Annotated in this window: 12 protein-coding genes and 1 riboswitch; all 12 genes read left to right on the forward strand. The window is 47.7% G+C overall.

The window, feature by feature from the left end; all coding sequences use genetic code 11:
• The first annotated feature begins 351 nt into the window (after nt 1-351).
• Nucleotides 352-453, forward strand: a riboswitch (purine riboswitch).
• A gap of 97 nt (nt 454-550) precedes the next feature.
• The 12 genes from purE (at nt 551) to H2C83_RS01730 (ending at nt 12,502) form a co-directional block, all read left to right on the forward strand.
• Complete coding sequence (purE, locus tag H2C83_RS01675; protein ID WP_181737142.1) at nt 551-1,039, forward strand: 5-(carboxyamino)imidazole ribonucleotide mutase; 489 nt, start codon at nt 551-553, stop codon at nt 1,037-1,039.
• On the forward strand, nt 1,039-2,268 hold the full coding sequence (gene purK, locus H2C83_RS01680; protein ID WP_181737258.1) for a 5-(carboxyamino)imidazole ribonucleotide synthase: 1,230 nt from the start codon (nt 1,039-1,041) through the stop codon (nt 2,266-2,268). Before purE ends, purK begins: the two co-directional genes overlap by 1 nt.
• The gene (purB, locus tag H2C83_RS01685) at nt 2,265-3,560 is read left to right on the forward strand and encodes an adenylosuccinate lyase (protein WP_181737143.1); all 1,296 of its coding nucleotides are present in this window, start codon (nt 2,265-2,267) and stop codon (nt 3,558-3,560) included. Before purK ends, purB begins: the two co-directional genes overlap by 4 nt.
• Nucleotides 3,561-3,618: 58 nt before the next feature.
• The gene (gene purC / locus H2C83_RS01690) at nt 3,619-4,338 is read left to right on the forward strand and encodes a phosphoribosylaminoimidazolesuccinocarboxamide synthase (RefSeq protein ID WP_181737144.1); all 720 of its coding nucleotides are present in this window, start codon (nt 3,619-3,621) and stop codon (nt 4,336-4,338) included.
• Complete coding sequence (purS, locus tag H2C83_RS01695; protein ID WP_181737145.1) at nt 4,331-4,582, forward strand: phosphoribosylformylglycinamidine synthase subunit PurS; 252 nt, start codon at nt 4,331-4,333, stop codon at nt 4,580-4,582. Before purC ends, purS begins: the two co-directional genes overlap by 8 nt.
• On the forward strand, nt 4,583-5,266 hold the full coding sequence (gene purQ, locus H2C83_RS01700) for a phosphoribosylformylglycinamidine synthase subunit PurQ (RefSeq protein ID WP_181737147.1): 684 nt from the start codon (nt 4,583-4,585) through the stop codon (nt 5,264-5,266).
• Nucleotides 5,250-7,538, forward strand: coding sequence for a phosphoribosylformylglycinamidine synthase subunit PurL (gene purL, locus H2C83_RS01705; RefSeq protein WP_181737260.1), 2,289 nt, complete (start codon nt 5,250-5,252; stop codon nt 7,536-7,538). Before purQ ends, purL begins: the two co-directional genes overlap by 17 nt.
• Nucleotides 7,502-8,923: an amidophosphoribosyltransferase gene (gene purF, locus H2C83_RS01710; RefSeq protein WP_181737149.1), complete on the forward strand. Its 1,422-nt coding sequence runs from the start codon at nt 7,502-7,504 to the stop codon at nt 8,921-8,923. The genes purL and purF overlap by 37 nt, the downstream gene beginning before the upstream one ends.
• Nucleotides 8,920-9,954, forward strand: coding sequence for a phosphoribosylformylglycinamidine cyclo-ligase (gene purM / locus H2C83_RS01715; protein WP_181737152.1), 1,035 nt, complete (start codon nt 8,920-8,922; stop codon nt 9,952-9,954). Before purF ends, purM begins: the two co-directional genes overlap by 4 nt.
• Nucleotides 9,951-10,568, forward strand: a complete 618-nt coding sequence (purN, locus tag H2C83_RS01720; protein ID WP_312853826.1) for a phosphoribosylglycinamide formyltransferase — start codon at nt 9,951-9,953, stop codon at nt 10,566-10,568. Before purM ends, purN begins: the two co-directional genes overlap by 4 nt.
• Nucleotides 10,569-10,570: 2 nt before the next feature.
• Entirely contained in the window at nt 10,571-12,106 is a 1,536-nt protein-coding gene (gene purH / locus H2C83_RS01725; protein ID WP_181737261.1) for a bifunctional phosphoribosylaminoimidazolecarboxamide formyltransferase/IMP cyclohydrolase, read from the forward strand.
• 117 nt (nt 12,107-12,223) lie between these two features.
• The gene (locus H2C83_RS01730) at nt 12,224-12,502 is read left to right on the forward strand and encodes a hypothetical protein (protein ID WP_181737156.1); all 279 of its coding nucleotides are present in this window, start codon (nt 12,224-12,226) and stop codon (nt 12,500-12,502) included.
• The last annotated feature ends 25 nt before the right edge of the window (nt 12,503-12,527 follow it).

Below are 12,527 nucleotides of genomic sequence, written 5' to 3' on the forward strand. Positions count from 1 at the left end.
AGAGCAGGTCGTTGCCAGGCTGAAACGAATCCACCTTAAGCATAAGCTTGAGGTGGATTTTTGTTTTGTCTGGTAAACACATCGTATGGAGATTTCAGGAAACGGTTTTCGTTGGGGTCAACAAGGACAGACAGAAGCGATGGAGGATCATTTTGCTTTTATGCTGGAACAAAACGGATGTCAATCAATTCAAATAATAGGACCTTTTACGGGTTTCGCATGAATCAAACCGTCAATTTCCGTATTTACGAAGTTTTATCTTGATAAAATACGAACAACAAAAAATAATATATAATAAACGTTCGTTTATTGTGTTGACGGCTTCCTTGTTTTCTTGGTACACTGAAAGTGAAGTAAATATAAACTTTTTCTCATATATACTCAAGAATATGGCTTGAGCGTCTCTACCAGGAAACCGTAAATTTCCCGGCTATGAGAAAGAAACTGTTCGTTTAGGAAAATACTGAAGATGAGCCTAAACAGTAGTATTTCTCATTCTCATATTTGGGAAACCTACTGTTTAGGCTTATCTACTGAAAGGGGAGAAACCATGGATCAAGTAAAAGTGGGAGTTATTATGGGAAGCACTTCCGATTGGCCGACAATGCAGAAAGCATGTGAAATTCTTGATGAGTTAGGAATCAGTTATGAGAGTAAGGTTGTGTCAGCTCACCGAACCCCTGATGAGATGTTTCGTTATGCCAGTGAAGCTGAGGAGCGCGGAATTAAGGTTATTATTGCCGGGGCGGGAGGAGCAGCCCATTTGCCAGGCATGGTTGCAAGCAAAACGGTTTTGCCTGTGATTGGAGTTCCCATAAAAACATCTGCCTTGAATGGACTTGATTCATTATTGTCAATTGTTCAGATGCCGGGTGGTGTTCCGGTTGCAACGGTGGCGATTGGAAATGCCGGTGCTGTAAATGCCGGACTGCTGGCTGCCGAGATTCTTGGCGCACATGATCCCGGGATTCGGGCTGCCATTTGGAAAAGGCGGGAAAGCATTCGGGAAAAAGTGCTAAAGGAGAGTGATCTTGCTTGATCCCGGAGAAAAACAGAAAACGGCAAGCGTTGATTGTTCCAGGGCAAACAATCGGCATCCTGGGCGGAGGCCAACTGGGAAGAATGATGATTATTGAAGGGCGCAAGATGGGATACCGTTTTGTCACGCTTGATCCCGGTGTTGATTGTCCAGGCGCACAGGTAGCCGACCGCCATATCGTGGCAGCTTATGATGATCTGCGTGCAGCCAGGCAATTTGCAGACCAGTGTGATCTGATTGTTTATGAGTTTGAAAATATACATCCGGAAGTGGTTGAAGTCCTGGAAAAAATAAAACCGTTGCCCCAGGGAAGCCGGCTGTTAAAAACAACACAGCATCGTTTGAAAGAAAAAAAAGCGCTTCAGGAAGCGGGCGTTCCGGTTGCTCCGTTTCGGGAGGTTAATGATTATTCCGGATTGGAGGAAGCAATGGGGCTGCTTGGCGTTCCGACGGTCTTGAAAACAACAACCGGCGGTTATGATGGCAAAGGCCAGTGGATTTTGCAGTCCAAAGTGGATTTGCGCCAGTTGCCATCTGAGTTGTTTAAGGCGGGAAGGCAGTTTGTTCTGGAAAAATTTGTTCCATTTGAAAAAGAGATTTCGGTTGTAGTGGCACGAAGTGTTTATGGAGAGATGGCCGTATTTCCACCGGCGTTGAATCTGCATCGCAATCATATTTTGCATATGTCTATCTCACCGGCTCCCATATCCGGACAAGTGATCGAACAGGCGGAACAGTGGGCAAAGCAGATTGCAGAATCATTGCAAATTGTAGGATTGATTGCCGTGGAAATGTTTCTGATGCCTGATGGGCGGTTGTTTGTTAATGAACTGGCGCCCCGTCCTCACAATTCCGGGCACTATACGTTTGATTCCTGCCTGACATCCCAGTTTGAACAATTTATCCGTGCTGTGGCTGGATTGGCGCTCGGGCCGACCACGCAAATTAGTCCGGCGGTAATGGTTAATATTCTGGGCAAACATGCATCCGCATTCCATGAATTGTTTTCAGGTTCAAGACTCCCGGGGTTTGCAAAGGTTCACTGGTATGGAAAAAAAGAAGCAAAACCGGGACGGAAAATGGGCCACGTAACTGTACTGGCCGATTCGATCACACAAGCAGTCGGGTGGGCAGAAGAAATTGGGATCTGGACTTCTTTGACAGAGCAAGAAAAAAAGATTATTTATAATGGAGATTATTTTAAACGAAAAAAGGTGGAAACATCATGATTGAACGTTATACAAGACCTGAAATGGGTGCCATTTGGACCGAGGAAAATAAATTCAAGGCATGGCTGGAAGTTGAAATTCTTGCGTGTGAAGCCTGGTCGGAACTTGGTGTAATCCCGAGGGAGGATGTCGAGCTGATTCGTAAAAATGCCAGGATTCGTGTGGATCGCATCTATGAAATTGAACAGGATACACGCCATGACGTAGTGGCATTTACCCGTTCCGTTTCAGAGACGTTGGGCCCTGAATCAAAATGGGTTCATTACGGTTTAACATCAACGGATGTCGTAGATACTGCACTTTCTTATCTTCTTAAACAAGCCAATAAAATCCTGTTGAAAGATCTTGACCGGTTTATCGGCATTTTACAGGACAAAGCAAAAGAACATAAATATACCGTCATGATGGGACGTACGCACGGAGTCCATGCCGAACCGATGACGCTTGGACTGAAACTGGCACTGTGGCTGGAAGAAATGAGGCGAAACAAGGAGCGATTCCTGCAAGCCATGGAGACGGTTCGCGTCGGGAAAATTTCGGGTGCCGTCGGCACTTATGCCAATATCGACCCTTTCGTAGAAAAATATGTTTGTGAAAAATTGGGATTAAACCCTTCACCTATTTCCACACAGGTCCTGCAACGTGACCGCCATGCCCAATATATGTCCACACTCGCCTTGATTGCAACCTCTCTTGAGAAATTTGCGACAGAGATTCGCGGTTTGCAAAAGAGCGAAACACGGGAAGTGGAAGAGCCCTTCCGCAAGGGGCAAAAAGGTTCCTCGGCCATGCCTCACAAACGAAATCCGGTCGGCTGTGAAAACATTAGCGGGTTGGCTCGTGTGATTCGTGGGCACATGATTTCGGCTTATGAAAATGTATCTTTGTGGCATGAACGGGACATTTCCCACTCTTCGGTGGAAAGGGTCATTTTGCCTGACGCCACCATACTGCTCAATTACATGCTGAATCGCTTTGCCAATATCGTCCGTGACCTGACCGTCTTTCCCGAAAACATGAAACGGAATATGGATCGCACTTTCGGGCTGATTTATTCGCAAAGAGTGTTGCTTGCCTTGATTAACAAAGGATTGAAGCGGGAGGAAGCTTATGACCGCGTTCAGCGATTGGCGATGCAGGCCTGGGAAAAACAATGTTCATTCAAGTCTTTTGTGGAAAAGGACAAGCTGATTTTTGAAACACTTTCTCCGCAAGAAATAGAGGATTGCTTTGATTACCGTTACCATTTGAAACATGTTGATACCATCTTTAGCCGGTTGGGCTTGAATTAAAAAAGTGAAGCCGAATTTCCCGGCTTCACCTTCACTTTTTTGAAAGGAGCACTTGAAAATGAATCCCACAACCATGCTCTATGAAGGAAAGGCCAAACAGATTTATGCAACGGACGAGCCCTCAGTGGTTCTTGTGAGGTACAAAGATTCGGCTACAGCTTTCAATGGAGTAAAAAAGGCTGAGATTGCGGGAAAAGGTGAACTCAATAACCGCATCAGTTCCTATTTCTTTCGTTTGTTGACGGAGCAGGGAATTCCCAATCATTTTGTTAAAGAGGTTTCTGCTTTGGAACAACTGGTCAGGAAAGTGAGCATAATTCCACTTGAAGTTGTGGTGCGTAACCGCACAGCAGGGTCATTGGCCAAACGGCTGGGGTTTGAAGAAGGAATCATTCTTCCGGAGCCTATTGTGGAATTTTACTATAAAAAGGATGAATTGGGCGATCCGCTGGTCACGGAAGATCATGTTCTTGTACTTGATTTGGCAACAAAAGAGCAGTTAAAAACTTTGAAAAAGACCGCACTGAAGGTAAACCGGTTCTTGTCGCAATGGCTGGAGGAGCGAAACCTTATTCTGGTAGATTTCAAGTTGGAGTTCGGGATTGATGAAAAGGGTGAAATCCTGCTGGCTGATGAAATTTCACCAGATACCTGCCGTTTTTGGGACAAAGATACCAAGGAGCGATTGGATAAGGATCGTTTCCGCCATGATCTTGGTCGGGTGATCGAATCTTATCAGGAAATTTGGAACCGTCTGGAGGGTGAGAAGAATGTTTAAAGCCTTAATATTCGTGACCTTGAGAGAAAGCGTGCTCGATCCGCAAGGAGTGGCCGTAAAAAATTCCCTTCACTCCCTTGGTTATCAAGAGGTGCAAGAAGTTCGCATCGGCAAACAGTTGGAAGTTCTGATTTCGTGCGAAAACCGGAGTGAAGCCGAACAGCGGGTACGGGAAATTTGCGAAAAGATTTTGTCCAATCCGGTCATGGAAGATTACACCTTTAAACTGGAAGAGGTGGCTTAAGTGAGATTTGCAGTACCGGTATTTCCAGGTTCCAATTGTGATATGGATTGCGTCCATGCGATTGAAGATGTATTGGGCGAACCGGTATCTCCTGTCTGGCACCAGGAATCCGATTTGTCCCGCTATGACGCCGTAATTTTGCCAGGAGGATTTTCATACGGAGACTATTTGCGTTCAGGCGCTCTCGCCCAATTTTCCCCGGTGATGCAGGGAGTCAGGGAAGCAGCAGTCAGCGGAAAACTGGTGATCGGGATTTGCAACGGTTTCCAGATTCTGCTGGAATGCGGGTTGCTGCCGGGGGCGATGTTAAAAAACAGAGATCTGAAGTTCCGCTGCGAGATCCAGACCTTGTGTGTAGAAAATGCAAAAACCCCTTTTACCCGAACCTATGAGGATGGAGAAAGAATCCGGATTCCGATTGCCCATCAGGAGGGCAATTATTATTGCGATCAGGAAACACTCTCCGGGTTAAAAGCAAATGGGCAAATTGTATTTCGCTATGTGGATGAAAATCCCAACGGTTCTGTAGACCGGATTGCCGGCATTTGCAACCGGGAGGGAAATGTGCTGGGAATGATGCCCCATCCTGAACGGGCGATCCATGAGTGGATGGGAACTGAAGATGGCAGGCGTCTGTTTGAATCCATGCTTCAATACGGGAGGAGGAATGGCGGTGCGGCTTGAGGAACAAGTGGTGAAAAAGGTGGGCAATGAACCGTCGCCGGAAGAGATTCGGGATCAAAAACTGTACAGGGATTTGGGGCTTTCAGATGAAGAGTTTGAACAGGTGACCGGACATTTGGGGCGCCTGCCCAACTGGACGGAAATCGGCATTTACAGTGTCATGTGGTCAGAACACTGTAGTTACAAAAATTCCAAACCTTTGCTGAAAAAATTCCCCACGGATGGTCCCCACGTTTTGCAAGGGCCTGGTGAAGGTGCGGGTGTCATCGATATTGATGATGGTCAGGCTGTTGTATTTAAAATTGAAAGTCATAACCATCCTTCAGCTATCGAGCCGTTTCAGGGAGCTGCCACAGGGGTGGGCGGAATTATCCGTGATGTGTTTTCGATGGGGGCAAGGCCAGTTGCTCTGTTGAACTCTCTCCGGTTCGGAAACTTGCGTACACCGAGGGTACAGTATTTGTTTGAACAGGTTGTCGCAGGAATTGCGCATTACGGAAACTGCATCGGCATTCCGACTGTGGGCGGGGAAGTGGTCTTTGACGAACATTATGACGGCAATCCTCTGGTCAACGCCATGTGTGTCGGGGTTTTAAACCATGAATCGTTGCAAAAAGGGGTGGCAATCGGGCCAGGAAACCCGGTAATTTATGTAGGATCTAGTACCGGGCGTGACGGAATTCATGGAGCTACTTTTGCCAGTGAAGAGCTGAATGAGTCGTCGGAAGAAAAGCGGCCAGCCGTGCAGGTGGGTGATCCGTTTATGGAAAAACTGCTCCTGGAAGCCTGTCTGGAAATGGTTGAGAAAAAGATGCTGATTGGAATCCAGGATATGGGGGCAGCCGGACTTACCAGTTCAAGCACGGAAATGGCTGCCAAAGGAAAACATGGTCTGGAGCTTGACCTTGACCTTGTCCCACAACGTGAAGAGGGGATGACTCCTTATGAGATCATGCTGTCTGAATCGCAGGAAAGGATGCTGTTAGTTGTGGAAAAAGGCCGGGAGCAGGAAGTTATTTCGATTTGCGACAAATGGGGACTTCAATCCTCGGTAATCGGTCAGGTAAACGAAGGCGACCGTTATCGGCTTTACCATAAGGGAAGACTGGTTGCTGACATTCCTGTTCAGACACTGGTTGATAATGTCCCGGTATATACCCGTGAGGAAAAAGTGCCTGCTTATTATGAGCAAAATCAGAAGGCAACACCGGAGAAAGCGTTAAAAGAGATTGATTCTAATCAGGCCATCGTCGATCTGGTCTCTTCTGTCAATATGGGCAGCAAAAAGTGGGTTTACCGTCAGTATGACCATATGGTACGAGCAAGTACGGCCGTTTGTCCGGGATCGGATGCTGCAGTGATTGTTCTTCGGGGAACGGACAAAGCGTTGGCAATGTCTACAGATGGAAACGGGCGCTATGTCTATCTCGATCCTGAACAGGGCGGGAAAATCGCTGTTGCTGAAGCAGCTCGAAATATCGTGTGTTCCGGGGCTGAACCCCTGGGAATTACAGATTGCCTGAACTTTGGCAGTCCTGAAAAACCGGAAGTGTATTGGCAATTGTCAAAAGCGATTGATGGAATGGCAGAAGCCTGTCGGGTCTTGCAAGCACCGGTTGTTAGCGGAAATGTCAGCTTGTACAACGAAACAAAAGGAAATCCGATTTACCCGACACCAGTGGTGGGAATGGTGGGACTGATCCAGAAACGGGATCATATTACCACACAGGCATTTAAAAAAGCCGGGGATGTCATATTGCTGCTCGGGGAAACTTTTGCTGAACTGGGAGGAAGTGAATTACAGTACCTCGTTACCGGTTCCATCAGCGGTCGTCCACCCGTATGCGATCTTGAAAAAGAGCAAAGGACCCAAAAAACAGTGCTTCAAGCCATTCGTTCCGGCTGGATAACTTCAGCGCATGATGTGTCTGAAGGCGGATTGGCGTTGGCACTTGCAGAAGCATGTATTTCCGGAAACAAAGGGGCGAAAGTTTCCCTCGAAACCCAATTGGCACCCGCCGTCCATTTATTTAGCGAAAGCCAGTCACGCATCCTGTTAACCACAACAGCAGAAAACGCAGCCGAAGTGACAGAACTTGCTGAAAAACAAGGCGTGCCTTGCAGCCGGATTGGGGAAGTTACCGAAGACCGGCAGTTAATCGTGAATGTCAATCATCAATGTGTCATTCAACAGGAAATTGCCTTACTTGGCAAACGATGGGAGGATGCCATTCCATGCGCGATGAGTCCATCTTTGACTTCGATGAGTTAAATGAAGAATGTGGTGTTTTTGCCATCATCGGACATCCTGATGCATCCACCTACTGTTATTATGGGCTTCATGCACTGCAGCACCGTGGGCAGGAAAGTGCCGGTATTGTTGCTTCCAATGGACATCAGTTTTTTGTCAAGCGGGGAACGGGACTGGTCACAGAGGTGTTCCGATTACAAAATCTGAAAAGCCTGAAAGGAAATACGGCAATTGGCCATGTCCGTTATTCCACGTCAGGCGAAACCGGTCTGATTAATACACAGCCTCTTGTATTTAACTTTGCAGAGGGAGAATTGGCCATTGCCACCAATGGGAATCTGGTCAATGCGAAACGGTTGCGTGCTGAACTGGAACGGGAAGGTTCCATTTTCCAGACATCAACGGATACGGAAGTGATTGCACATTTGATTGCCCGCTCCAAAGCACTTTCCCTGGAAGAGGCGGTCAAGGAAGCGTTGCAGCAGGTGGTGGGGGCTTATGCACTCATCATTATGACCAACAACAAACTGATTATTGCAGAAGATCCTCATGGGCTTCGGCCTTTTTCCATGGGAAAAATCGGTGACGCCTGCGTCTTTTCATCGGAAACCTGTGCCTTTGATATGATCAGGGCCCAATTTGTCAGAGAGGTCAATCCGGGGGAAATGATCATATTTGACAAAAACGGGATGAGGTCGACCCGGTTTGCGGAACCGAGGGAGCGTAAGATTTGTGCCTTCGAATATGTATACTTTGCGCGTCCGGACAGCACAATCGGCCAAATCAATATCCATGCCGCCCGGAAGCGGATGGGAAGAATTCTGGCCCAGGAAGTACCTGTAGATGCGGACGTAGTGACAGGAGTTCCTGATTCCAGCACATCGGCAGCCATTGGTTTTGCGGAAGCGACGGGCATTCCGTATGAGTTGGGCCTGATTAAAAATCGTTACGTCGGAAGAACTTTTATCCAGCCGAGCCAGTCGTTGCGGGAGCAGGGTGTCAGGATGAAATTAAGTGCCGTACAGGGGGTGGTTTCCGGGAAAAGAGTGGTGATGGTTGATGACTCGATTGTTCGCGGTACGACTAGCCGACGCATTGTATGCATGTTGCGGGAAGCCGGTGCCACAGAAGTCCATGTCCGGATCAGTTCTCCTCCGGTAAAATATCCCTGTTTTTACGGAATTGACACTCCGGATCGCCGGCAACTGGTTGCGGCCAATAAAAGCATTGCTGAAATCTGCGAAGAGATCGGTGCCGATTCCCTGGCTTTTATCAGCGAAAAAGGGATGCTGGATGCGATAGGGCGGCTGTTGCCACACAAAAACGGAGGCTTTTGCCTGGCATGCTTTAACGGAGAATATCCAACAGCGGTGGAAGAGGAAATGGCATTGGAGGGTAGACCATGAGTCAGGCTTATAAAGCGGCAGGAGTGGATATCGACGCTGGCAACAGGACAGTCGAACGAATCAGGAAGCATGTAAAACGTACGGTGCGCCCGGAAGTGTTGGGAGATCTTGGCGGTTTTGGAGGGTTATTTGCCCTGAAGTCTTACAGGGAGCCTGTATTGGTATCAGCCACAGATGGAGTTGGCACCAAACTGAAAATCGCCTTTATGATGGACCGGCATGATACGATTGGGATCGATTGTGTGGCCATGTGTGTCAACGATATTGTTGTGCAGGGAGCAGAACCATTGTTTTTCCTCGACTATCTGGCAACCGGGCAGCTTTCTCCGGAACAGGCTGAAAAGGTGGTTAAAGGAATCGCCGATGGATGTCAGCAAGCCGGTTGTGCCTTGATTGGCGGAGAAACTGCAGAAATGCCCGGCATGTATTCAGCCGGGGAGTATGATATTGCCGGATTTTCAGTAGGAGTGGCGGAAAAGAAAAATTTGCTGCCACGGACAGATATGGTTCCGGGAGATGTCCTGATCGGTTTGGCATCCAGCGGACTGCACAGCAATGGATTCAGCCTGGTGCGCAAAGTCCTGCTTCATGACCGGAACCATTCCCTTGAAGAGGAAATTGCGGAATTAAGTCATTCCCTTGGGGAAACATTGCTGACACCCACCCGTATTTATGTGAAAACGGTTCTGTCCCTGCTTCGGAAATTTACGGTGAAAGGGGCAGCTCATATTACCGGAGGCGGTCTGGCTGAAAATGTTCCGCGCGTTCTGCCGGAAGGGGTGTGCGCAGTTATTGATCGCTCCAGTTGGAAGGTTCCTCCCATTTTTTCAATTATTCAAAAAGAAGGGGCCATTGCTGACGAGGATATGTTCCGGACTTTTAATATGGGGATCGGAATGGTGCTCATTGTGCCAAAAGATGAGGCAGAGGCGGTTATGCAGGCAGCTTGCGAATCGGGAGAAACAGCTTATCCTGTCGGACGGCTGGCAAGCGGAAACCGGCAAGTAGAATGGGCAGGAGGCGACCGGTGATGGGAATTGCAGTTTTTGCCTCCGGTAATGGTAGCAATTTCGAAGTATTGGTCAATCATTCCCGCCAAAACAAATGGATTTATCCGATCAGTCTGCTGGTGTGTGACCGGCCGGGGGCCGGTGTGTTAAAGCGCGCCGAGCGGTTGAACATTCCCGTTCTCAGTGAGAGTCCAAAACAATATCCCGATAAGGGAGCTTATGAGAAACGGATTCTGGAGCATCTGAAGGCCCATCAGATAAAAAGGATTGTTCTGGCTGGCTATATGCGTTTGATTGGCCCAACCTTGCTTGAAGCATATCCCGATCAGATCATTAACATTCATCCCTCCCTGTTGCCGGCTTTTCCAGGGAAAAACGCCATCGAAAAAGCTTTTGTCCATCCGGTATGTGTATCTGGTGTAACGGTCCATCTGGTTGATCAGGGGATGGATACCGGACCCATTCTGGCACAGGTTCCCGTAGAGATTGAACGGGGCGATACACTGGAGATATTCGAACAGAAAATCCATCAAGCGGAACATCGCCTGTATCCGGAAACGGTACAGAAATGGATCGCAGGAGAAATTGGATTGCGACGGGTTGAGATGAAACATCATGAGGAGGGTAAAAATTGACTTTGAACCAACGTGCATTGATCAGTGTTTCGGACAAGACAGGAGTTGTTGATTTGGCCCGTGCGTTTGCATCACTGGGAATCGAAATCATTTCAACAGGCGGAACCTACCGGGCCTTGCAAGAAGCTGGTGTCCCGGTGACTAATATCAGCGAGGTAACCGGATTTCCGGAAATTCTGGATGGCCGGGTCAAAACATTGCATCCCAAAATACACGGAGGTCTTCTGGCAATCCGCGACCGGTCTTCCCATCAGCGCCAGCTGGAGGAAAACGGGATTAATCCGATTGATATCGTTGTTGTTAACCTTTACCCGTTTCAACAGACCATTAAAAAGCCTGATGTCACCATCGAAGAAGCGATTGAAAATATCGATATCGGCGGTCCTTCCATGCTTCGTTCGGCTGCCAAAAACCATCGCGACGTAACAGTGCTGGTCGATCCGAAAGATTACGGTCTCGTCATCGAGGAACTGAAACAGCACGGAAATACAAGCATGGAGACACGCCGTTACCTTGCGACAAAAGTATTCAATCATACAGCCTGTTACGATGCGATGATTGCGGACTATTTCAACCGTCTGCTGGAAAACAGGTTTCCCGATCAGTTCACGATTCCGTATATCAGGGAGAAAACTCTTCGCTATGGTGAAAATCCGCATCAGCAAGCAGCTTTTTACAAAAAAGCGATTGGAGAAGAAGGCACTTTGGCCACCGCTGAACAGAAGAACGGAAAAGAATTGTCCTACAACAATATCAATGATGCCAATGCAGCGTTGGAGCTGGTACGGGAGTTTGAAGAACCGGCCGTGGTTGCAGTAAAGCATATGAATCCTTGCGGTGTGGGAATTGGTTCTGACCTGTTTGAAGCCTATCAGAAAGCATATGAGGCAGACCCGGTGTCGATCTTTGGAGGAATTATTGCAGTCAACCGACCGGTTGATGCCAAAACAGCTGCCGAGATGAAGAAAATTTTCCTGGAAATTATTATTGCACCTTCCTTTACAGACGAAGCACTCAAAATTCTGAAAGCCAAAAAGAATTTGCGTCTGTTGACGCTGGATGGTGCGTCACCGGAACAGGACGCTCTCAAATTGCAATCGGTAGGCGGAGGATTGCTTGTTCAGGAAGAAGATAAAAAATCCGTCAATAAAGAAGAATGTCAGGTAGTGACCGAGCGGGCACCGACTGAGGAGGAATGGGAACAGTTGCTGTTTGCCTGGAAAGTGGTGAAACATGTCAAATCGAACGCAATCGTTTTGGCAAAAGATTTCCGTACCATGGGTGTGGGTGCCGGACAGATGAACCGTGTCGGATCAGCCAAAATTGCCATTGAACAGGCAGGTGAAGCGGCTAAAGGTTCCGTTCTGGCGTCAGACGCTTTCTTCCCCATGAGAGATACGGTAGAAACGGCTGCAGCCGCCGGGGTTACAGCAATCATTCAGCCGGGCGGATCGATTCGGGATAAAGAATCGATTGAGGAAGCGAACAAACATGGAATTGCCATGATCTTTACGGGAATTCGCCATTTTAAACATTAATCCTGTCTGATTCTGGACGGGCCATGATCGTCATGTATCAGCATCCCGTCTTCATGCGTATACTAAGACTAATTTTATGAACATGAGCGGAATGTGCATGAAGGAGGGGGATAACGGATGCGTCTGCTGTTATGGTCCGTTATGTGGATTGGAATTGCCTTTGCCTTGTCTGTGTTTGTTTCATATATCATCTATGATATGGATTTGGCTGTTTTGCAGAAGCAGCTGCAGGCGGCAAGTGCAGTCTTTTTTATGGCTGCATTGATTATTGGCGGGGTGTTTACCACCAATCGGGCTTTCCGTAGCAAAAAACGTTTTTTCTATCATGAAGAATGGTCCTTCATCTGTATTATTGTAACAATTGGTTTGTTTACATTAAGCCTGTTATTTTCATAAGTGCGAAGCCTTGGGTAAAGGCGGG

This window comes from Thermoactinomyces mirandus (genome assembly GCF_013868055.1).
Taxonomy (GTDB): domain Bacteria; phylum Bacillota; class Bacilli; order Thermoactinomycetales; family Thermoactinomycetaceae; genus Thermoactinomyces; species Thermoactinomyces mirandus.